At 69.7% G+C, this 22,172-nt stretch carries 16 protein-coding genes and 1 riboswitch; of the genes, 11 read left to right on the forward strand and 5 right to left on the reverse strand.

What is annotated here, in order from left to right; genetic code table 11:
* Nucleotides 1-12: 12 nt before the first annotated feature.
* Complete coding sequence (locus IEZ09_RS08220) at nt 13-1,134, reverse strand: hypothetical protein (RefSeq protein ID WP_189253009.1); 1,122 nt, start codon at nt 1,132-1,134, stop codon at nt 13-15.
* 170 nt (nt 1,135-1,304) lie between these two features.
* On the opposite strand from IEZ09_RS08220, the gene IEZ09_RS08225 reads away from it, so the two are divergent.
* Nucleotides 1,305-1,889, forward strand: a complete 585-nt coding sequence (locus IEZ09_RS08225; protein ID WP_189253010.1) for a nitroreductase family protein — start codon at nt 1,305-1,307, stop codon at nt 1,887-1,889.
* Nucleotides 1,889-4,819 (forward strand): AfsR/SARP family transcriptional regulator, encoded by a 2,931-nt coding sequence (locus IEZ09_RS08230; RefSeq protein ID WP_189253011.1) that lies wholly within the window; start codon nt 1,889-1,891, stop codon nt 4,817-4,819. The genes IEZ09_RS08225 and IEZ09_RS08230 overlap by 1 nt, the downstream gene beginning before the upstream one ends.
* Here the strand turns inward: IEZ09_RS08230 and IEZ09_RS08235 are convergent.
* Nucleotides 4,785-4,934, reverse strand: a complete 150-nt coding sequence (locus IEZ09_RS08235; protein WP_189253012.1) for a hypothetical protein — start codon at nt 4,932-4,934, stop codon at nt 4,785-4,787. The two genes, IEZ09_RS08230 and IEZ09_RS08235, sit on opposite strands and share 35 nt — an antisense overlap.
* A gap of 273 nt (nt 4,935-5,207) precedes the next feature.
* On the opposite strand from IEZ09_RS08235, the gene IEZ09_RS08240 reads away from it, so the two are divergent.
* The 4 genes from IEZ09_RS08240 (at nt 5,208) to IEZ09_RS08255 (ending at nt 13,586) form a co-directional block, all read left to right on the forward strand.
* Nucleotides 5,208-8,321, forward strand: a complete 3,114-nt coding sequence (locus IEZ09_RS08240; protein ID WP_189253013.1) for an AfsR/SARP family transcriptional regulator — start codon at nt 5,208-5,210, stop codon at nt 8,319-8,321.
* A 24-nt stretch (nt 8,322-8,345) separates the two neighbouring features.
* Nucleotides 8,346-10,379, forward strand: a complete 2,034-nt coding sequence (locus tag IEZ09_RS08245) for a tetratricopeptide repeat protein (protein ID WP_189253014.1) — start codon at nt 8,346-8,348, stop codon at nt 10,377-10,379.
* A 360-nt stretch (nt 10,380-10,739) separates the two neighbouring features.
* The gene (locus IEZ09_RS08250) at nt 10,740-11,288 is read left to right on the forward strand and encodes a Uma2 family endonuclease (RefSeq protein ID WP_045310305.1); all 549 of its coding nucleotides are present in this window, start codon (nt 10,740-10,742) and stop codon (nt 11,286-11,288) included.
* Between the two features lie 144 nt (nt 11,289-11,432).
* On the forward strand, nt 11,433-13,586 hold the full coding sequence (locus IEZ09_RS08255; protein WP_189253015.1) for a terpene synthase family protein: 2,154 nt from the start codon (nt 11,433-11,435) through the stop codon (nt 13,584-13,586).
* On the opposite strand, the gene IEZ09_RS08260 is transcribed toward IEZ09_RS08255, so the two are convergent.
* Together IEZ09_RS08260 and IEZ09_RS08265 are read right to left on the reverse strand one after the other, a co-directional pair.
* On the reverse strand, nt 13,564-14,550 hold the full coding sequence (locus IEZ09_RS08260; RefSeq protein WP_189253230.1) for an alpha/beta hydrolase: 987 nt from the start codon (nt 14,548-14,550) through the stop codon (nt 13,564-13,566). The genes IEZ09_RS08255 and IEZ09_RS08260 overlap by 23 nt on opposite strands.
* Nucleotides 14,551-14,582: 32 nt before the next feature.
* Nucleotides 14,583-15,914, reverse strand: coding sequence for a cytochrome P450 (locus IEZ09_RS08265; protein ID WP_189253016.1), 1,332 nt, complete (start codon nt 15,912-15,914; stop codon nt 14,583-14,585).
* 123 nt (nt 15,915-16,037) lie between these two features.
* On the opposite strand from IEZ09_RS08265, the gene IEZ09_RS08270 reads away from it, so the two are divergent.
* Together IEZ09_RS08270 and IEZ09_RS08275 are read left to right on the forward strand one after the other, a co-directional pair.
* Nucleotides 16,038-16,856: an SAM-dependent methyltransferase gene (locus IEZ09_RS08270; protein ID WP_189253017.1), complete on the forward strand. Its 819-nt coding sequence runs from the start codon at nt 16,038-16,040 to the stop codon at nt 16,854-16,856.
* A gap of 83 nt (nt 16,857-16,939) precedes the next feature.
* Nucleotides 16,940-18,028: an FAD-dependent monooxygenase gene (locus IEZ09_RS08275; RefSeq protein ID WP_189253018.1), complete on the forward strand. Its 1,089-nt coding sequence runs from the start codon at nt 16,940-16,942 to the stop codon at nt 18,026-18,028.
* On the opposite strand, the gene IEZ09_RS08280 is transcribed toward IEZ09_RS08275, so the two are convergent.
* The gene (locus tag IEZ09_RS08280; protein WP_189253019.1) at nt 18,015-19,583 is read right to left on the reverse strand and encodes a DUF6461 domain-containing protein; all 1,569 of its coding nucleotides are present in this window, start codon (nt 19,581-19,583) and stop codon (nt 18,015-18,017) included. The two genes, IEZ09_RS08275 and IEZ09_RS08280, sit on opposite strands and share 14 nt — an antisense overlap.
* A 90-nt stretch (nt 19,584-19,673) precedes the next feature.
* Nucleotides 19,674-19,745, forward strand: a riboswitch (adenosylcobalamin-variant (AdoCbl-variant) riboswitch).
* Between the two features lie 50 nt (nt 19,746-19,795).
* On the opposite strand from IEZ09_RS08280, the gene IEZ09_RS08285 reads away from it, so the two are divergent.
* From IEZ09_RS08285 to IEZ09_RS08295, 3 genes are read left to right on the forward strand one after another with little or no spacing between them, the layout of a single operon-like run.
* On the forward strand, nt 19,796-20,989 hold the full coding sequence (locus tag IEZ09_RS08285) for an LPXTG cell wall anchor domain-containing protein (protein WP_189253020.1): 1,194 nt from the start codon (nt 19,796-19,798) through the stop codon (nt 20,987-20,989).
* Complete coding sequence (locus IEZ09_RS08290; protein ID WP_189253021.1) at nt 20,989-21,399, forward strand: SCO2322-related protein; 411 nt, start codon at nt 20,989-20,991, stop codon at nt 21,397-21,399. Before IEZ09_RS08285 ends, IEZ09_RS08290 begins: the two co-directional genes overlap by 1 nt.
* Entirely contained in the window at nt 21,396-22,169 is a 774-nt protein-coding gene (locus IEZ09_RS08295) for an SCO2322-related protein (RefSeq protein ID WP_189253022.1), read from the forward strand. The genes IEZ09_RS08290 and IEZ09_RS08295 overlap by 4 nt, the downstream gene beginning before the upstream one ends.
* Nucleotides 22,170-22,172: the final 3 nt, after the last annotated feature.

The raw sequence follows: 22,172 nt of genomic DNA on the forward strand, positions 1-22,172 counted from the left end.
ACCGGTGGCTCGTCAGTACACCACCCACTCGTAGCCACAACCGCCGGCGGTGAACCCGAACTGGCGCGCCCGCGCCACCGCCGCGGTGTTGGCGCGCTTGTACCGTTCGACGGCCGGCCAGTGATCGCGCCGAGCGCCGAAGTCGTTGACCGCGGCGATGAACTCGTTGTGTGCGCCGACGAGGTCGGTCATGATCGAGTGCACCTCGTGGCGGATCGCCTCCGGCGCAGGGACCTGCTGCCAGTCGGCGTGCATTCCCTTGCGCAGCTGGATCTCGTTCCCCGCCCACTGCATCCAGGCCCTCGCCTCGTTCGGCGACGGTCCGCGCGGTGCCTGCGCCACCCACCGCCCGCAGGCCGCCTCGGCGTCGCGCAGGTAGGCCGCTCTGGCCTCGGCGGCGTAGTCGCGGGTGGGCTGCGGTGCCGTGGTCGAAGGGCCCGGTGAGGCCGACGTCGCCAGGCCGCGTTCCGCCGCGATGGTGAGGGCCAGGATCACTACGACCAGAACGACGAGGTCGAAGCCCCACGGCTTCGGCGGCCGGCCGCGGAACAGCGTGAACTGCTCCATCTGTGCGACCGCGCTCGGGTCGTCCGACTGTTTGCGCGCCGCTTTTCTGGTCCGTTCCAGCTCTTTCTGATCCGCCTGTGCGAGTGCCGCGGCTCGGCGTTCGTGTCGTGCGACGACGGCGATGATGACACCGGAGGCGACCCCGACGACCACGCCGCTGTAGAAAGAATCCCCGTAATGGAGCATGAAAGCGCGCAGCGAGTCAATCGTGTGGTTCAGGGCGCCGGCACCGTTCGGGTGGGTCACCGGTAGGCCCGCGAGTGGCGCGCCGAGCCCGATGACGAGGATCGGCAGTTGCCACGGCCATTCCCGGCCGTAGACCTTGGGCACGATGAGCACCACGACGGCCAGCGTCATGGTGACCGACAACGCGAAGGTGCTGGCGAACAGCCCGGCGAACTCGAGCCGCCCCTGCACGCCGGGATTGGACACGCCGCGCTGCGACACCGCTTTGGAAATCGCGGCGTTCAGGCCACCGTTGATGAAGGCGACGATCAGCAGTGCCGTGCCGATCGTCGAGTCGACGCGCTTCTTCGGGGTTTCCGGCTCAGTGCTGCGACCGCTCATGACGATCCCGTCCTCCCAGGAAGGATCTTCGCCGCCGACCTGTCAGGTGCCCCCTCCAACGACCCGGCGGACCGATTTGTCGCACGAAAGGAAAAATTCGACTCGGCCGTGGAATCGCGGGGGATCCGGACGCTGCTGCTACCGTCGAGATCGCATCTGGGGAGGTGGACGTGGAGTTCCAGGAAGTGGTCAGGCGACGGCGCATGGTTCGCAAGTTCAGCGACCAGCCCGTCAGCGAGGAGAGCATCCAGCGGATCATGCGCAACGCCGTGCGCGGTCCGTCGGCCGGGTTCTCGCAGGGGCAGGCGTTCCTCGTGCTGAGGGGCGAGTCGCTCGAGCGGCTCAAGAAGAACTTCCAGTTCTGGGCCGGGGAGGACGCGAAGACCGCACAGGTCGTCGTGATCCCGTTCTCGGTCAAGGACGTGTACCTCGACCGGTACGCGCAGCCGGACAAGGGGTGGACCGACCGCAGCGAGGCCAACTGGCCGGTGCCGTACTGGTACATCGACACGGGCATGGCCGCGCTGCTGATCCTGCAGACGGCCGTCGACGAGGGCCTCGGGGCGGTGCTCTTCGGGATGGCCGAGGACGACTGGCCGCAGCTGCGGGCGGAGTTCGGCATCCCGGAGACGCACGTGCCGATCGGCCTGATCGCGATCGGGCACCCGGCCGAGGAGGGCATCTCGGAAGGGGCGTCACCGCGGACGCGCAAGCGGCTCCCGGCCGAAGAGGTCGTGCACTGGGATCAGTGGTAGTGAGGTCGTTCGGCCTGCTGGGATCGTTGGACGTGGTGCTCGACGGGCGCCACGTCCACGTCCCGCCCGGCAAGCGTCGCGTCGTCCTGGCCGCGTTGTTGTTGCGTCCCGGCCAGGTGGTCGGCGTCGACGAGCTGATCGAGCTGGTCGGCGGGTCGCGGGGCGCCCTGCAGACCACGGTCGGCCGGTTGCGCGAGGACCTGGGCGTACCGGAGCTGGTGCTGACCCGGCCCGGTGGGTATCTGCTGGACGTGCGGCCCGACGAGGTCGACGTCCACCGGTTCGGGCAGCTGGAACCGCGGGAAGCGCTGCAGCTCTGGCGCGGCCGCCCGTTCGCGGACATCGGCAGCGATGCTCTGGAACGCGACCACGTGCCCGCGTTGACCGAGAAGTACCTCGCCACGCTCGAAGCCCGGATCGAGCAGGATCTGCGCGGCGGCCTGCACGAGCAGCTCGTGCCCGAACTGCGCTCGCTCACCCGGCGGAACCCGACCAGGGAACGGATGTGGGCCCAGCTGATCGTCGCGCTGCACCGCTGCGACCGGCAGACCGAGGCCCTGCAGGCCTACGACGACATCCGCACCAGGCTCGCCGAGGAACTCGGCCTCGACCCCGGCAGGGACCTGCAGAAGGCCCACCAGCAGGTGCTCACGGCCGACAACCGGCCCAGGGCCCGCAACGACCTGCCCGGCGACATCCCGGACTTCGCGGGCCGCGCCGGCGACCTCGACGCGATCCTCGCCGCCGTCCCGTCCGGCTGCGTCGCGATCACCGCGATCGACGGCATGGCGGGCATTGGCAAGACCACGCTCGCGGTCCGCGCGGCGCACCGGCTGGCTCCGAGGTTTCCCGACGCGCAACTGTTCGTGGACCTGCACTCCTACACCGAGGGCGTCGAACCGCGCACCCCGTCGGACGCGCTGCTCGCGTTGCTGACCGCGCTCGGCGTGCCCGCGCAGGACATCCCGGACGGCCTGGACGCCCGTGCCGCCCGGTGGCGCGCGGAAATGGCCCACCGCAAGGCACTCGTGGTGCTCGACAACGCGGGCAGCGCCGCCCAGGTCCGCCCGCTGCTGCCCGGCAGCGGCCTGGTGCTGGTGACCAGCAGGCGCCGGCTCGTCGATCTGGACGCGGCGCACACGATCTCGCTCGACGTCCTGTCCGAAGAGGACTCGCTGAAGCTGCTGGTGAGCATCGCAGGCAAGAAGGCCGATTCCGCAGCATCCCGGGAGATCGTCCGGCTCTGCGGCTACCTGCCGCTCGCGGTGCGGATCGTCGGTGCCCGCTGGCGCACCAGGCCCGCGTGGAGCGCGCAGGACGTGACGCGCCGCCTCGCCGAGCACCGGCTGACCGAGCTGGCCGCGGGCGAACGCAGCGTCGCGGGCGCGTTCGCGTTGTCCTACCAGCAACTCACGCCCGAGCAGCAACGCCTGTTCCGGCGCCTGGGGCTGCACACGGGCGACGACTGGGACGCCCACCTGGCCGCGGCGGTGATCGGCTCGACGCGGGCGGAGGCCGAACGGTTGCTGGACGAGCTGCTCGACGTGCATCTGGTGCAGCAGCAGGAGAACGGCCGCTACCGGTTCCACGACCTGCTGGCCGACCACGCCAAGGCCAGTGTGGAGCCGGAGGAGAAGGACGAGACGATCGTCCGCATCCTCGACCACTACCTGCACGGCGCGGCCGCCTCCGCTCTGCGGATCGCTCCCGGACGCCCGCAGATCCACGAGGACGTCACGTACGAACCCGTCGACCCACCGGTGTTCGCCACGCCGGTCGAGGCGCTGGCGTGGCAGGAGGCGGAACGGCGCAACCTCAAGGCCGCCGTCTACCTGGCCGCCTACGAGGGGCACTACCGGTACGCGTGGCAGCTGCCGCACCACTTCGCGCATTTTCTCTTGTTGCGCGGCTTGGGCAGGGAACGGATCGAGGTGCAGAGCGTCGCGCTCGCGGCCGCACGTCACCTCGGTGATCTCGAGGCACGCGCGGAAGCGTTGCGCGGCTTGGGTTCGGCGTACCTCGGGCAGGAGAACCACGCGGAGGCGGAGAAGCACCTGCAGGAGGCGCTCGGCCTGATGCGGCAGACCGGCAACCTGCGCGGCGAGGCGTCGACGCTGGGGCTGCTCGGCATGATCGCCAGGGAACGCCAGGAGTTCGACAAGGCGATGGAGCACTTCCAACGAGGCCTTGTGCTGATGCGGCAGGCGGGAGCTCCCACGGGGGAGGCGAACGCGTTGCAGCACATAGGCATCGTCCACGCCGAGCGCGGGCAGGCCGACGAGGCGCTGGCGCACCTGGAGCGATCCCTCACGCTGTTGAAAGACCACGGTGACGTGCGGTCCTACGCGGGAGTCATGCACGACATCGCCTACGTGCACTTCGGCTTGTTCAACGACGAAGAGTGCGTGTCCTGGGCGGAGCGGTCGCTGGCGGCCTACCGCGAGTCGGGTGACCGGCGTGCGGAGTCGATCGCCAGGGCCGAGTTCGCCTACTGGCGCTACCAGATGGGCGATTTCCCGGCAGTCCGGGAGATGGCGCGCGAGGTGCCTCGGCTGTGCCGCGCGTACATGAACCTGCCGGACGACGACGCGGTGCTGGCGGCGATGGAGGAGATTCGCGACCACGTCGGTCAGGTGGCGTTGCTCGTGGCTCTGTCGCTCACCGCCGAGGTGGACGGGCGGCTGGTGGAGGCGCTCGGTCACACGCAGCGGTGCCTGGTCGCCATCAGGTCGACGAGCCGCTGGTGGAGCGAGTACAAGGTGCTCGGCCAGCTCTCCACTCTGCACCTGGCGCTCGGCAACCGGGAGGCCGCCGTCCGCTACGCCGAGGAGGCGGTCGCGGCCGCCGAGCGCCTGCGTCAGCCGAGAGCGCGGGCGGTGGCCGAGCGGTTCCTCGCTACAGCCACAGCGCCAGCAGCACCAGCGTCGTAGCAACGCCCGCCACGAGTGCGAAGGCCGCGATCTGGGCGACTCTGTCTCTGGTCCTGCGCATCCCCTTGCTCCCCTCGGTGGTGATGCCACCGAGGGTCTTGGAGCGCGTCCACACATCGATCCCACCGCGATCACACCGCCGAAATTCCGGAGATCGGCCTGGCCGCGCGAAGTCGCTCGACGCCGGGACTGCTCCGAACGGACCAGCGTCGCCGGTGTGCCGGAAGCGGCGGAACACCGCCTTGGAATCGTTTACTCGTGCGTGGGACTGCGTGATCAAGCAGGTGCGGAAGCGTTGGGACGGATGGCTTGACGTGTACCGGTTCCCGTCTCACCACCGTCTCATTCCCTTTGCGTCACGAGGCGAACTTGGCCCTACGGTGACGCCGTGGACTTCGGGATTCTGGGGCCGATCCAGGCTCGTGACTCCGGTGTGCGGCTCGAGCTCGGCGGTGTGCGCGGTCAGAAGGTGCTCGCCGCGCTGCTGCTCGCGCCGAACCGGGTGGTACCGCTGACGCATCTGGTCGACGTGGTGTGGGACGGTGAACCGCCCTCGACCGGCAAGCACCAGATCCAGAAGTCGGTCGGCGACCTGAGGGCCGCGCTCGGGGTGCCGGGCATGATCGTCACGGACGGTCCCGGCTACCGGATCGTGCTCGGTTCGGCGACGCTCGACGTGATCACCTTCGAACGGCACGTGGCGACCGCGCAGACCGTGGAACCCGCTGAGGCGGTGCGGTTGTTGCGCACGGCTCTCGCGTTGTGGCGTGGTCCGGCGCTGGCCGGCCTGAACGGTCAGGTGCTGCGGGTGGAGGCCGAGCGGCTCGACGAGCGCCGGATCGCCGTGGCGCAGCAGTGCTTCGCGTTGCAGCTGGAGCTGGGCCAGCACGAGCAGGTGATCACCGAGCTGTCGGCGCTGGTGGCCGCGAACCCGTTCCGCGAGCAGCTGGTCGAGCAGCTGATGATCGCGCTGTACCGGTCGAACCGGCAGGCGGACGCGCTGGAGCTGTACGACAGGACGCGCCGGTTGCTGGCCGACGAGCTGGGCGTCGACCCCGGCCGCAGCCTGCGCGCCGCGCACCAGGCGATCCTGAACCAGGACAGCGAGACGGTGCACGTGACGCAGAAGGCGCCTGCGCAACTACCGGCCGACCTCGCGCGGTTCACCGGTCGCAAGTCCTCTTTGGACGAACTCGACGCCGGGCTCGCGCAGTCCACCGTCATGATCACGGTGATCTCGGGCACCGCCGGTGTCGGCAAGACCGCCCTGGCCGTGCACTGGGCGCACCGCGTGCGGGACAGGTTCCCTGACGGCCAGCTGTACCTGAACCTGCGCGGCTTCGACGACGCGCCCGCCACGACACCGGCCGAGGCGCTGACGCAGCTGCTGCGCGGGCTCGGCGTGGAGCCGGACCGGATCCCTGGCGAGGCCGACGAGCAGGCGAGCGTGCTCCGCTCGGTTCTCGCGAACCGCCGGGTGCTGATCCTGCTGGACAACGCGGCGAACGAGGACCAGGTGCGGCCGCTGCTGCCCGGCGCGCCCGGCTGCGCGGTGATCATCACCAGCCGCAACGACCTGCGCGGGCTGACCGCGCTGGACGACGCCCGCCGGGTCGAGCTGGACCTGCTGACACCGGACGAGGCGCAGACGCTGATCCACCGCGTGCTGGGGGCCGCCCGCGGTGGTGCCGAGCCGGAGGCCGTCGCGGATCTCGCGGCCCTGTGCGGACACCTGCCGCTGGCGATCCGCATCGCCGCGGCGAACCTCGCGTGCCGGCCGCACGACAAGATCGCCGACGCCGTCGCGGATCTCGCGCGGGGCGACCGGCTCGCGCAGCTCGCGATCAGCGGGGACCGGCGGGCTGCGGTGACGGGGGCGTTCGAGCTGTCGCTGAAGTCGTTGCCGGCCGAGGCCGCGCTGTTGTTCCGGCGGCTGGGGTTGCTGCCCCGCAACGACTTCACGGCACACACCGCGTCCGTGCTGATGGGCGGGGACGACGTGCGTCCGCTGGTGGCGGCGCTGGAGAGCGCGAGCCTGATCGAGCCGCACACGCGCGGCCGGTTCAGGGTGCACGACCTGCTGCACCTGTACGCGCGGGAACTGGCCGCCTCCGACGAGGACGCCGGGAAGACCGGTCTGCGGTTGCTCGACCACTACCTGCACACGACGGACGCGGCGCTGGACGTGCTGGCGCCGCACATGTACCGGCTCGGCCGCGACGGCTCGCCGGGGTTCGCGTTCGACAGCAGGGAAGCCGCACTGTCCTGGTTGGACGGTGAGTGGGAGTCGGTGGCTGCCTGTGCCCTGCGGGCCGAGCCGGTGCGCTACCGCTGGCAGCTCGCCGACTCGTCGCGCCGCCTGTGGTACCTGCGCCAGCGGTTCGACGTCTGGCACGAGACGTCGTCCGCCGGACTCGCCGCCGCCGAGCGGTGCGACGACCTGCGGGGCCGGGCGGCGATGCACCTGTCGCTCGGCACGGTGCACTGCGAGCTGGACGGCAGGCAGGGGATCGGGCACCTGGAGACGGCACTTGCGTTCTACGGGGAGCTGGGCGACAGGGACGGGAAGTTCCACTGCCTCAACAACCTCGCGGTGCTCCACCTCGCGGTCGGCCGCACGCAGGAAGCGGTCGAGCTGTTGCGCGAGGCGTTGCCGCTGGCCGACGACAACCCTTGTCTCTCCGCCGCGGTGCACCACAACCTCGGCGTGGCGAGCGCGCAGAGCGGCCGGCTGAGCGAGGCTGTGGAGCACCACGAACGGCCGCGGAGCGGCGGTTCGGACGCGTTGGTGGAGCTCGCGCTGGGGGAGTTGCACGCGTTGCTCGGGGATCCGGAGCGGGCGCGCGAGCACGTCGAGCGCGGCGCCCGGCTGGCCGAGGAGTCCGGCTCGCAGGCGTGGCGATACGTGTCGCAGACGGTCGCGGCGAAGGTCGATCGCGACACCGGACGCACTCAGCGGGCACTGGCCCGTGCGCTCGCTCTGATCGATGAGGCCGAGGAAGACATGGCCGAGCTGTACGTCCTGCACGGCCTGGTGATCGCGGGCAGCGCCCACCACCGGCTGGGGCGGCCGCAGGAGGCGATCGAGGCGTTGCGGCGCGGGTTGCGGCTGGCGGGTTCGCTGGGGCGCGTGGAGAACGAGACCGAGTGCCAGATCGAACTGGCCCGCGTGCTGCGGTCGGCCGAGCTCGCGGAACGGGCCCTCGATCAGGCCACCGCGTTCGGCTTCCGCAGGCAGCGTGGACGAGCGCTGGCGACGCTGGCGTGGTTGTCCCTCGTCGAGGCGGGCGACGAGGAACGAGCGAGCGGGTGTGCTCGGGAGGCGGTCGAGGTGCAGCGGGAGACCGGGTTCGCGCTGGGCGAGGCGGAGGCCTTGCTCGTGCTGGCACGGGCCGAGCGCGATCCGGCCTACCTGCGGGAAATGCGAGCGATCGTCGCACGGATGACGGGACCCCGGGGCGGTGATCCCGCCGGCGTTCTGTGTGAAACTGACTTCGGCTGACGGTTTCCGGCTGGAGGAGGCGGTGTGCAGATCGATCTGTTCCCGCGCCCGCACCAGCTGCCGGCGGCCGTCGCGGACTTCGTCGGACGGGAGGAGCTCCTCCGGTCCGTTGTGGACCTGATCACCTCGTCTCCGCAGGTGGTGCTGCTGACGGGGCCGGTGGGAGCGGGCAAGACGACGCTCGCCGTGCACGCCGCCCACCGTGTCGCGAACGGCCACTTCCCCGACGGTCAGCTGTTCGTCCGGCTGCGCGGGACGACACCGCACGAGGTGCTCGGCCGGTTCCTCGCGTCGCTCGGCCGGTCCGTTCCCGGAGATTTCAGCGCCCGGCTGAGCTCCTACCGAGACGCTGTTGCGCGGCAGTCACTTCTGCTGGTCCTGGACGACGCGACGAGCGTCGAGCAGGTGACGCCGCTGCTGCCGCACTCGCCTGGCTGCGTCGTCCTGGTCACGTCGCGGCACAGGCTGCGGCTGCCGAACGCCGTCGACGTCGGTCCACTGCAGCACGCGGAGGCGTTGGCGTTGCTGGGCAAGCAGATCGGCTCCGAACGAGTGGCGGCGGAGGCGTTGTCGGCCGGCGTTCTCGTGACCTTTTCGGACGGTTCGCCGCTGACGCTGCGGATCGCCGGTGCCCGGCTCGCGGCCCGTCCGCACTGGCGGATCTCGCTGCTGGCCGACCAGCTCTCGCGGGAAGGCCTGAACGCCCTGTCGCACGGCGGTCTGTCGGTCCGCGAGCGGCTGGAGGAGACGGCCGGCGACCTCAGCTCGCCCGCACGACGGCTGCTGGGGCTGCTCGCCGCCGCGGGATCCCGGCGATTGCCGTCGTGGGCACCGGTGGTGGCGTTCGGTGACGCCCGCGGACAGTCCGCTGTGGACGAACTGGTGTCGGCGCATCTCGTGTCGGCCGTCGGTTCCGGTTATGTCGTGCCGCCGCTGGTCCGCGAGTTCGCGACGGGACAGGCGGACGGGGCGGAAGCGGTGCGGCGGGTGCTCGGCGGATGGCTCCACCTGCTGGACCACGCGCGGTCCGCGTTGTACGGCGGCGACTTCTCGGTCGTGCGCGGATCGTCGGTGCGCGAGGTGGTGCGGCTCGACCCGGTGCTGCGGTCCGATCCGCTGGCGTGGCTGGAGTCCTGCCGTGCCGATCTGTGCGAGGCGGTGGAACTCGCCGCCGAGGCGGGGCTCGACGAGCTGAGCTGGGAGCTCGCGCACCGGCTGGTGGTGCTGTTCGAGACCCGCTCCGACCACGACGGCTGGCAGCACACGCACGACGTGGCGCTGGCGGCGTGCGAGGCGGCGGGCAACGTGCGCGGTGCGGCCGTGCTGCGGTGCTCGCTCGCGTCGCTGCACATCAGCCAGAGCCGCTACGACCTCGCGCGCGAGATGACGTTGCTCGCCAAGGACGCCTTCGAGGAGCTCGGTGATCTCGCGGGGCTCGGACTGGCCTACCGCAACCTCGGCATCGTCTCGCGGCCGTCGAGTGACCTCGTGGCGGCACGGCGGTGGTACGAGCGCGCGCTGGCCGTGTACGAGCGGCTCGCCGATCCTGTCGGGCAGGCGTCGGTGTTGCAGAACCTGGCCCAGATCGACCTCTGCGACTCCGACCCCGTCTCGGCCCTGGCACGGCTGAACGCGGCCCTGGACGTGTGCGAGGCGGGGCCGGTGCGGATTCTCGCGCAGATCAACTACCGGCGGGGAAAGCTGCTGGTGGCAGAGGGACGGCACGACGACGCGTTCGACGTGCTGACCGTCGCCGCGGACCAGGCGCGGACGGCGAGGGATCGCCGTGGTGAGAGCATCGCGCTGTATGCGTTGGGGCGCAACGAGTTCGTACGTGGCCGGCTCGACGCCGCACGGACGTACCTGCACGGCTCGGCGGCCATCTGCGACGCGTCCTTCGACGTCGTGGGTGCCGCACGGGCCCGTCTGGAACTGTCCCGCGTCCATCGCGCATGTGGTGAAACCGAACTCGCCACCGAGATGGAAGCGGCCGCCCGCGCGGTTTGCTCGGAATTCGGGTTGAAGACCTCACCGGGCGATTTGATCTTCCAGGTGTGAGGCTGATGTGAGGTATTGCTCCAACAGAGTGCTTGGCGGGCTCGTAAGATTCCGTTAGGGTCGCATTCGCGAGCAATTGGCACGGGTGGTGGCGTTACCGAAAATCGCCCGAAAATTGATCAAAAATTAGCCACTTGTTCGATTGCAACCAAAACGCTGCTCCACCGGGGTGTCGCCTTCCACTTCCGGAGCAGCAGGTCTTCACCCTCCGGGGCGGCGGTCACGGAGACGTGTGCGTGCAGTGGTGCGAGGTCGGCCAAAAGGGGCTTGCGAGTCGTGAGAATCGGACCAGTCTTGTCTAATGGCATCGCCGGGATCCGTCCGGCGGACAGTGGCCTCGACCAGGGGGTGGAACGCACCATGGGTGGTGTACCGACGTTTCCCCACGGCAGGCCGCTGACGTGGGCGGACCTGGAGGCGATGCCTGATGACGGGCACCGTTTCGAACTCGTCGACGGGGTGTTGGTGATGAGCCCCTCACCCCGTCCAGTGCACCAGCGGGTCGTCGCCCGCCTGCTGGTGGCGCTGACGGCTGTCTGCCCACCGGAGCTGGAAGTCCTCCCGGCTCCGGTCGACGTGGTGCTCGCCGACGACACGGTCTTCATCCCGGACCTGGTCGTGGGACGTCGCGAACAGTTCACCAAGCAGGCGCTCATGGGGCCGCCCGTGCTGGCGGTCGAGGTCCTTTCGCCCCGGACGCGACACGTGGACCTGGAACTCAAGCGGGCGAAGTTCCAGGAAGTCGGCTGCGAGAACTACTGGATGATCGACTACGACTCGCCGTGGCTGCGGTGCCTGCACCTCGAAAACGGGGTGTACGTGGAACAGGCGCGGTCGGACGGCGAGGAAATCATCGAACTGCAATTCCCGTTCGCGGTGAAGCTGAGCGCCCAGTCACTGGTGCGCTGAGTGGCTGCCGATCAAGACGGGCTGGGCTGAACGGGCGACACCGCCCAACGAACGTGTGGATCAAGGTTTCACCATCTGGCGTGCCCGTGCGCCGGGCTGGTTGCGTGCATCGCGACACGTCCACCGCGCGGAGGTCCAACGCACATGCAGCCGTTCCAGCTGCCGGAGTTCTACACGCCCCACCCGGCTCGGCTGAACCCGAACCTCGAACGCGCCCGCGTCCACACGCGGGCCTGGGCACGCGAGATGGACATGATCGACGTGCCGCAGCACGGGACGGTCGTCTGGACCGGCGACGACCTCGAGTCGCACGACTACGCGCTGCTCTGCGCGTACACCCACCCCGACTGCGACGGTGAGACGCTCGACCTCGTCACCGACTGGTACGTGTGGGTCTTCTACTTCGACGACCACTTCGTCGAGCTCTACAAGCGCAACCCGGACATCAGGGGCGCCCAGGCCCACCTCGACCGGCTGCCGCTGTTCATGCCCGTCAACGGCGTGATCACCGAGAAGCCGGCGAACCCGGTCGAGAAAGGCCTCGCGGACCTGTGGCGCCGGACCGTGCCGTCGCACTCCCTCGACTGGCGCGAGCGGTTCGCGGCCAACACCAAGCACCTGCTCGACGAGTCGATGTGGGAGCTGCACAACATCAGCACGGGCAGGCTCGCCAACCCGATCGAGTACATCGAGATGCGCCGCAAGGTCGGTGGCGCGCCGTGGAGCGCCAACCTGGTCGAGCACGCGGTCGGCCTCGAAGTGCCGGCCAGGATCGCTCCGAGCCGCCCGATCGGGGTTCTGCGCGACACGTTCAGCGACGCCGTCCACCTCCGCAACGACCTGTTCTCCTACGAACGCGAGGTGCTCGACGAAGGCGAGCTGTCCAACAGCGTGCTGGTGTTCGAGAAGTTCCTCGACCTGCCCACCCAGGACGCCGCGGAGGCCGTCAACGACCTCCTCACGTCCCGCCTGCACCAGTTCGAGCACACGGCCCTCACGGAGGTCCCGATGCTGCTCGACGAGCACGCCATCGACCCCATCGGGCGCGCGGCCGTCCTGGGCTACGTGAAGGGCCTGCAGGACTGGCAGACGGGCGGCCACGAGTGGCACCTGCGGTCGTCCCGGTACATGAACCAGGGATCACGGTCTCAGCTGGGCGTCCTCGGCTCGTACGCGAAGACGATGCCGCAGCGGCTCAGGCAGTTCTCGGCCGCGCCGAAGATCGTCGAGCCCTACCCGCGGCCGACCTACGACGTCCCGTTCCCGCTCGGCATGGCGCCACACCTGGACCAGTGCCGGGAGGAGGTCATCGCGTGGAGCGAGGAGGTCGGCATCCACAGCGAGGGGATCTGGGACGAGGCCAAGAACCGGCGCTTCGACCTCGCGCTGGCATCGGTGTGCATGGACCCCGACGGCACGCCGTCCGAGCTGTTCCTCTCGGCCGCCTGGCTGACCTGGGGCACCTACGGCGACGACTACTACCCGTGGGTGTTCGGGCGGCTGAAGGACCTCGCCGGGCTCAAGCACCAGACCGCGCGCCTGAAGCTGTGCATGCCGCTGGACCTGGTGCTGACGGTCGTGCCGGTCAACGCCCTCGAACGGTCTCTCGCCGACCTGTGGCGCAAAACCGCCGCGCCGATGTCGCCGCAGTTCCGGTCCACGTTCCGCGAAGCCGTCGACGCGATGCTGGACGCCTGGGCGTGGGAAGTGATCAACATCCAGCAGAACCGCATTCCGGACCCCGTCGACTACCTGGAGATGCGGCGGTCCACGTTCGGTTCCGAGCTGACGACCTCGCTGTCGCGTTTTTCGCATTCGACGACGGTTCCGCCGGAGATCTGGCGAACGCGGGTCGTCCAGACGATGGAACGGTCGGCGATGGACTACACGTTCATGGTCAACGACACCATCTCGTACCTCAAGGAAATCCAGTACGAGGGCGAAGTGCACAACATGGTGCGGGTGATCGAGAACTTCCTCGGGGTGTCGCAGTCCCGTGCCTTCGAGATCACGTTCAAGCTCATGGACGCCCGGCTCGGGCAGTTCGTCAAGGCCGTCGACGTGGACATGCCGAAGCTCTTCGACGACCTGTCACTGGACTCCGCGACGCGGGCGGCACTCACCCGGTACGCCGACGAACTCAAGGACTGGATCGTCGGCGTCACCCACTGGCACGTGGAAACCTCGCGCTACCACGAAGAGGAGATCCGGACCCCGGTGAACGCGGGTGTGTTCCACCGGGGTCCGTCGGGCATCGGCACGGCGGCCGCCCGCCTCACATCCCGAACCTCGCGCTGAGCCACGCGCGGGTCGCGTCGCGGTAGTCGCCCGCGTTCCGGTGCAGGGCAAGGGAATGCCCTGCACCGGGCAGCACGTAGGTCTGCAGCTGCGCCTGCGGCCGGTAGTACAACGCTTCCTGGGCACGCAACGCGTCGGCGTTCGAGCAGTCGCGCAACGCCAGCGCGCCGCAGAACAGGACGTCGTGGGAGCCGACGGCGTTGAACACCGGCACCTCGATGCCGGACGTCGTGGGCAGCACGATGCCGAACACGGCCACGGTTCCCATGCCCGGCACGGAGATCTGGTCCTTGGTCGCCTCGTCGGCGTCCACGACGAGCTGCTCGGCGTCGTCCATGTCGTAGAACAACCCCGATCGCGCGCCCGGCTTCGTGGTGAAGTACAGCGGGTCGCTGCCGAGCGTGGCGAGGACGTTGTCGAGGAACACCGGCTGCAGCCCCAGTGCCGCGCCCAGCGTGAGCGCGAGAACGTTCGGCATGTGCGTCATGCCGGACAGGACCACGCCGTCGACGTCCTTGTAGGTAGCGGCTTCCATCGCCACGATGCCGGAGCCGACGGAGTGTCCGACGATCACGACCTTGCGGTAGGCGGTGCCGCCGACGTGGCCCGCGCGCAGGTGCTGCACGACCTCGTGCAGGTTAAACGCTTCGAGGGAGATCAGCAGCGGCAGGCTCGGCGGATGCGTCGACGCGCCCGTGCCGAGCCGGTCCACCGCGAACGTCGCGCGGCCGTGGCGGGCCATGTCCCGTTGGTACGAATAGGACTCCGGCACACCGGGCAGGTCCCAGTACGCGCGGTTGTACGTGCCGCCGTGCACCAGCAGCTGGATCGAGTCCCGGGGCCCGCCCGACGGTTCGCAGAGCTGGCCGGACATCGTGGCGGTGCCGGACGGGCCGGTCACCGGGAGCGTGGTGATCGAACAGGACACACCGGTCGCGGAGGCGGCAGGCGTCAGCGACGTCATCGCCAGCACCGCGGCGAGAACGGGGAGCAGTTTCACTCTGGTCGCTTTCTCGTCGTGGCGACCATCGGCAACTGGTTCGGCTGCATGGTCGCCTTCACCTGGGCGTAGACGCGTTGTCCCGCAACGGGGACGAGGTCCCACCGGGTGGCGATCGTCGCGGCGGCGATCGCGATCTCCGTGTGGGCGAGGAAATGGCCTGGGCAGAACCGGGAACCGGCGCCGAACGGGATGAACGCGCCCTTCGGCACCGCGGCGGCTCTGGAGGGCTCCCACCGATCGGGGTCGAAGCCGTCGGGGTCGGGGAACCACCGCGGGTCGCGGTGCAGGGTGTGCTGGGAGACAGCGATCTCCGCGCCCTTCTTCACGAGCACGCCGCCGATCTCGACGTCCTCGCGGGCCCGGCGCATCAGGATGATCGGCGGGGTGCGCCGCAGCACCTCGTTGATGATCCGGCCGGTGTACTCGAGCTTCGCGACGTCGGAGAACGTCGCGGGCCGGCCGCCGAGCACGGCGTCGACCTCGGCGTGGAAGCGCTCGCGCACGTCCGGCCGGGTGCCGACCTCGTGGAAGAACCACGCCAGCGCCACGGCCGTCGTCTCCGCGCCGGTGGTGAGGATCGTGACGACCTCGTCGTGGATCTGCTCGTCGGTCATCGCCTCGCCGGTGTCCGCGTCACGAGCGGCGAGCAGCGCCGAGAGCAGGTCGCCGTGGTCGACGCCTTCTCGCCGAGCGCCGACGACGACCTCGGGGATGATCCTGCGCAGCCTCGCGGCCGCCTCGTCGAACTCGCGGTTCGCCCTGATGGGCAGCTTTTCCACGAAGCCGGGCGAGAACGCGCGCACCAGCACGTGCCTGAGCATGATCGGGATGGAGCGCTTGATCTCGGCCAGCACGTCCTCGCCGAGCTCCGCGGAGAACAGCGTGCGGCCTGCGACGGTGAGCACGAAGTCCTGCATGACCAGGTCGAACTCGAGCCGCTGACCGTCGCGCCACGAGTCGCGCAGTTCGGTCGCCAGCGTGGTGATCACGGTTTCCGCGTAGGTCGCGACCCGGTTGCGGGTGAACGCCGGCAGCATCATCCGGCGCTGCCGCTGGTTGAACGCGCCGTTCGAGGTGGCGAGCCCGTTGCCGAACAGCGGGCGCATCTTGTCGAACACGATGCCCTTGTCGAACTTGTCCGACGTGAGCAGCTGCATCGCGAGCTCGGGCGTCGTGACCAGGTGCACCGGCAGGGGACCGAGGAAAACCCTGACCACGTCACCCTTGGCGGATAACGAGGACAGGAACTCGACCGGCGACCTGAGCAGGGTGACGGTGTGCCCGATGAGGGGCCATCGGCCCGGCACCGTCGTGACGCTCGGCATCACACCACCCTCTCGCGCGACCCCGAACAACCTAGAACCGCCGCGCCAGTGCAGGCGAGCAGATACACACGATCGGATGCTCATCCGTTCAGCCGATCTGGCGCACACCAGTACGCTCACCCTGTGAGCAGCGACCTCGGTTGGGTTCCACCAGGTGTCGACACGACGATTCCGTCACCGGCTCGGGTGTACGACTACTGGCTCGGCGGTGGCCACAACTTCGCCTCGGACCGGGCGCTGGCCGAGAAGATCCTGCAGATCATGCCGGGCGTCCGGGACGCGGCCAGGCTGAACAGGTCGTTCCTGCGCAGGGCCGCGCTGCACATGGTCGAGCGGGGCGTCCGGCAGTTCCTCGACATCGGCTCCGGCATCCCGACCGTCGGCAATCTCCACGAGATCGTGCAGGCGGAGGCACCGGACGCCCGCGTCGTCTACGTGGACAGGGATCCGGTCGCGGTCGCGCACAGCGAGCTGATGCTGGCGGGCAACGCCAACACCGCCGTGGTGCAGGCGGATCTGCGCGACATCGACGAGATCTTCGCCTCCGACCCGGTCCAGAAGCTCATCGACCCCGGTCAGCCGGTCGGCCTGTTCATGTTGCTGGTGCTGCACTTCGTGCCGGACGAGTGGGATCCGGCGGCGATCGTCGGCCGGTACCGCGACCGGCTGGCTCCCGGCAGCTACCTCGCCTTGTCGCACGCGTCGGCGGAGGCGAAGCCAGCGGGGATGGACGAGGCGGTCCAGACCTACAACGTCAAGAGCTCCCAGAATCAGGCGTTCCCGCGCACGCACGAGCAGGTGCTCGCGTTCTTCGACGGGTTCGACCTGGTGGAGCCCGGTCTCGTCGGCTGCCCGTCGTGGCGGCCGGACGGCGAGGGCGACTTCGCGGCGAACGAGGAGATCAACGAAGTGCCGTTCGCGGGGGTGGCTGTCAAAGCCTGACGGCCGCTGACAGCTCGTGGTCAGCCGACGGTCAGCGCGGGTCGGCACCTTGTGGGCAACACCGACCCACAGGGGGAAACACCATGACGAACGTCCTGATCTCCGGCGCCAGCATCGGCGGTCCCGCACTCGCGTACTGGCTGCGCGCGTACGGCTTCGACGTCACCGTCGTCGAGCGGGCGCGTGGCCTGCGGCCCGGCGGCCAGGCCATCGACGTGCGCGGTCCCGCGTTGCAGGTCATGGAGCTCATGGGGCTCGGCGACCAGTTGCGATCGGCCGGCACCGACATGCGCGGCATGACCATGCTCGACGCGGACGGCAACGAGCTGTTCAGCTCCACCACGCACACCATCAGCGGCGGTGACCTCTCCAGCCCCGACGTCGAACTGCTGCGCGACGACCTCGCGAACATGCTGTTCAACGCCATCGAGGGCGTGGAGTACCTGTTCGACGACACCATCACGTCGATCGACGGCACCCGCGTCACGTTCGAGAAGGCCGCGCCTCGCGACTTCGACGTCATCGTCGGTGCGGACGGCCTGCACTCGAACGTCCGCCGGCTCGTCTTCGGGCCCGAGGAGCAGTTCATCAGCCACCTGGACATGTACCTCGCGGTCTTCACCGCGCCGAACTTCCTGAACCTCGACCGCTGGCAGATCTTCCAGCAGGGCGAGGTCGTCGGTGGCGGCATCATGAGCGCCCGCGCGAACGCGGAATGCCGTGTCTACATGGGCTTCAACGGTGAGGTCGAGTTCGACCACCGCGACGTCGAGGCGCAGCGGCGGCTGATCGCCGAGAAGTTCGCCGACGCGCGCTGGGAATGGCAGACGGCGCTCAAGCACATGTGGGAGGCGCCGGACTTCCACTTCGACTCGATGAGCCAGATCCGGATGGACACGTGGTCGAAGGACAACGTCGTGCTGCTCGGCGACGCCGGCTACTGCGGTTCGCCGATGTCCGGTCAGGGCACCAGCATGGCGCTGGTGGGTGCGTACGTGCTCGCCGGTGAGCTGCGGGACAACCCGGCGACGGCTTTCCAGCGCTACGAGGAGATCCTGCGGCCGTACGTGACGGCCAACCAGGACATGGCGCTGAAGAACCGGGAGGGCGGCTGGGATCGGCCGGAGGACTTCGCCGACGTGGTGAACAGCTTCCAGCTCACAACGTACTGAACAACTCGTCGATCGCGGCGCGAACGTCGTCCTCGGGGATCACGGCACCGGTGAAGCGCACCACCGCCGTGATCCCCTTGGCGTCGAGGTGGCGGAAGTCGGTGAAGTCCAGACCGTCCAGCGCCGCGAGGACCTCCTGGTCGTCGCCGAACTCCGTCTGGTTCAGCACCTCCTGCGCCGAGACGACTTCGCCGTCGCGGGCGAACGACAGACGCGTGAGCCGATTGACGTTCCAGTAGTGGCTCGCGGCCTTCCCGTTGCGGGACAAGCGCTCCAGGACGTCCCGCTGGGAGCCGCGGTAGTTGTTGTTCTCGATCACGATGACCCCGCCGTCGATCTCGACGGCGATGGCGTCCTCCTCGAACTCGTCGACCACGTCGTCGACGTCGAGGCCCGTGGCGACCGTGATCGTCGCCGCCACCTCGAGCAGTTTCGCCAGCCACCGGAACCCGGCTTCTGGCGCGACCCGCACCTCGGGTGCGGGCTCGCCGCGCAGCAGGTGGCCGACGCGGTCGGTCTTGCGGTGCACCACCGGTTCCGAGTGGGGCGCCGGCCAGATCAGCAACTCGTAGCGCTCGTCGTCGTCCCCGTCCCGTCCGCGCGCATGCGCCCGGACGCGGAACTCGCCGGGCCACGGCGGCATTCCACCGCGGCCGAGTTTCGCGTCACCCTTCTCCGCCGTGAAGCTGACCTCGGCGACCTCGTCCCAGTGGGAGATCTCCGGGCCGCCGGGGACGTCGAGCGTCACGCGCACCGACACCGGCACCGTGCCCTCCGCTGTCCCGGTGCGCACGGCGAATCCGGTGTTCACCGCCGCGACGAGACCCGTGGCCGCGAAGTCCGCCCAGGAGTGGCTCGGTTCCTCGACGAACAGGAACTCGTGGTCGAACACCGGGGCGTTGGCCGACCAGTACGAGCCCGTGTACTCGCCGCGCCGTTTTTCCAGCAGCGCCCGGCCGTACGCCGGAGGCTTCGGGATCTCCGGCAGCAGCAGCGCGGTCACCCCGATCGCGATGCCGACGATCGCGGCTGGGTCGGTCGCGATGGGCGTGCCGATCGCCCGCAGGACGGCCGTCGCCGTCGCCACCGCCAGCGCGAGATGTGCCGCGCCGTGCCGGGCGGCGACCGCGGCTTCGTCCCCGTCTGCCTCGCTGAGGTCGAGCAGCGCCGCCGTCGACCGCACCTGCTCGGTGATCAGTTCGATCGCACCGGGATGCACCGCCGCCACCAGGTCGACCGGCTTCTTGAGCGCACTCTGGCCATTGGCCGACACGATCGAGAAGGAGCTGCCGGCCGGTATCGGCCGCAGCCCTGCCACGACGTCGGCCGGAGCGGTCAGCGTCAGCTCGGCCACCCCCAGTTCCAGCGCCCCGAACAGCCGTTCCGCCGTCAGTTCCGGAAAGCGGTCGAGCGCACGTCGTGCGGGCGTGCCGTGCTCGTGACGACCGTTCCACCGCTGTGGTTCGTACCTGCCGAGTTCCGCGGCCGGATCCGGCGGGATGAGCGCCTCGATCGACGGCACGGCAGCGGTGATCAGTCCCTCGAATTCCCCCACGGCACGATTGTGCCCGGCAATGGCTCAGCTCACAGCCATTTGACTCAACATGATCCCTCGCGGACGATCCTGGGGAGACAACAGCATCCGCACGCCGCGGGGGAAGCCGGTGCAACTCCGGCACTGACCCGCAACGGTGAAAGTCCGACTACCCGTGGCGCGCGGTAGCTCCAGCAACCCCGTCGAGGACAGCGGGGCAGGGAGGCGCAGTGATGGGGAAATCCGCGCTGGTCGCGTTCGTCGCGGCCGCGCTCGTGGTGGCACCGCAGGCGCAGGCCGTCGAGGCCGCGCCGTCCGCGGGGACGTGGCTCGCCGGTCAGTTCGTGAACGGCGACCACCTGCTCAAGGGCCCGGACCTGGTCGACGAGGGGCTCACCGCCGACGGCGTGTACGCACTCGCCGCCGCGGGGGTCGGCAAGTCGACCGCGCAGAAGGCGGCGGCGTGGCTCGCCGCGTCACCGCAACTCGAGACGTTCATCGGCGACGGCGAGGCCGAGTCCTACGTCGGCGGCCTTGCGAAGCTCGCGCTCGTCGCGCAGACGCTCGGCCAGGACCCGCACAGGTTCGGCGGCGTCGACCTGCTCGGACGGTTGTCGGCGTTGCAGGGCGAGGACGGCCGTTTCCGGGACAAGACCGATCCGTCGTTCGACATGACCAACGCGTTCACCCAGTCGTTGGCGATCATCACGCTCAAGCGCGCCGGTCAGCCCGTGGACGCACCGGTCAAGTTCGCTGCTTCCACGCAGTGCCAGGGCGCGGGCTTCCCGATCGTGTTCGGCGAGGCGACCTGTCAGTCCGATGTGGACGCCACGGCGATGGTGCTGCAGGCGCTGCTGGCGGCAGGTGAGAAGACGGTGTCCGCCAAGGCTCTCGACTGGCTCGTGGCTCAACAACAGCCGGACGGCGGTTTCCCGGCGGCTTCGGCGGGATCGAACGCCAACACCACCGGGCTTGCCGTCGGCGCGCTCGTCGCCGGTGGGCGTGCGGAGGCCGCGGACAAGGCCGTGGCCTACCTTCGGACGTTGCAAGTGGGGTGTGCCGGTCCGGAGGCACAGCGCGGCGCGATCGCCTACGACAGCAAGGGTTTCGAGCCGTACCCGGCGATCCGCGCCACCACGCAGGCGATGCTCGGCCTGGCCCGCGTGGGTCTCGCCGACGTGTCGGCTTCTTCTTCCACTGCGGGCGTTCCGGCCATCGACTGCGCTCCACCCGCCTCCACTCCACCGTCTTCTTCCGCGCCTGCTCCGGCAGGTCCCGCCCCAGCCGCCCCGGCCGCCCCTGCCGACCCGCCGCTCGCCGCGACCGGTCCCGACCAGGCCGTGCCGCTGACCCTGTTCGGTTCCTTCGCGGTGCTCGCTGGTGCCGTGCTGGTCTTCGTCTCCCGTCGTCGGAAGGTGGGTGCGTGATGCGCCGCGTTCTCGCTGTTCTCGCTCTGGTCGCGAGCTCGTTCGTGGTGGCACCGGCCTCCGCCGACGACTGCGCGGGCGTGAAGGTCGTCGTGGACTTCACCGCTCTGGGCGGCGGTGTCGAAACCGGTTGTGCCCCAGGCGATCCGGCCACCGGCCTGGTAGCACTGAAGGACGCCGGTTTCCCGTACACGTTCGTGCCGCGCATGCCGGGCCTGGTGTGCCAGATCAAGCTGCTGCCGAACCCGTGCACCAAGCCCACGACCACCGCCTACTGGTCCTACTGGCACGCCACGCCCGGCGGCACCTGGACCTACAGCACCTCGGGCGCGGGCAGCCACGACCCGGCCCCCGGCACCGTCGAGGGCTGGTCGTTCGGCGCGGGCACCGCTCCGGGCGTCACCCCGTGACGAGGCTCTTCTTCGCGCTGGCACTGGTGATCGCGTGCACGATCCCGGTGCCGGCGCACGCCGCGGGCTGCGACGGCGTGACCGTCGTCGTCGACTTCCGCGGCCTCGGCGGAGGCGTGCAGCAGGGCTGCGCACCCGGCAGTCCGGCGTCGGGGGTGGCGGCGCTGGCAGCGGCCGGGTTCGGCTACACCTACGCGTCACGGCAGCCCGGCTTCGTCTGCCGCATCAACGGAAAGCCGGGCGCGGACACCGACAAGTGCGTCACCACCTCGCCTGCTTCGGCGTACTGGTCGTACTGGCACGGTTCCGGCGGATCATGGTCCTACAGCAACCAGGGCGCGGCGACGTACGTTCCCGCTCGCGGAACCGTGGAGGGCTGGGCGTTCGGCGCGGGGGAGCAACCGGGGATCGCGCCGCCTGCTCCAGCTCCGGTGCCACCGGCTCCGCAACCACCTGCTCCGCAACCTCCTGCTCCCAAGCCACCTGTCGGTCAGCCGCCGGCTCCGCAACCGCCTGCGGTGACCACGACGATCACTGTGCCAGCGACGTCGTCTGCCACGCCCACGTCGTCCTCGGAGTCGGCTCCGGCGTCGACCTCTTCGTCGGCTGAGCAGACCTCGTCGGTCGTCGTTGACGAGAAGTCGCAGCAGGTTCAAGAGAAGTCTGGTGCCGGGTGGGTGTGGACGGCCATCGGTGCCATGGTGATCGTGGCGTTGGTCGTGGCCGGGCTGTTGGTGGCTCGGCGTCGTCGCGGCGCGGAGCACGAGTGAGGC

The sequence above is a fragment of the Lentzea flava genome (assembly GCF_014648475.1).
GTDB classification, from domain to species: Bacteria; Actinomycetota; Actinomycetes; order Mycobacteriales; family Pseudonocardiaceae; genus Lentzea; species Lentzea flava.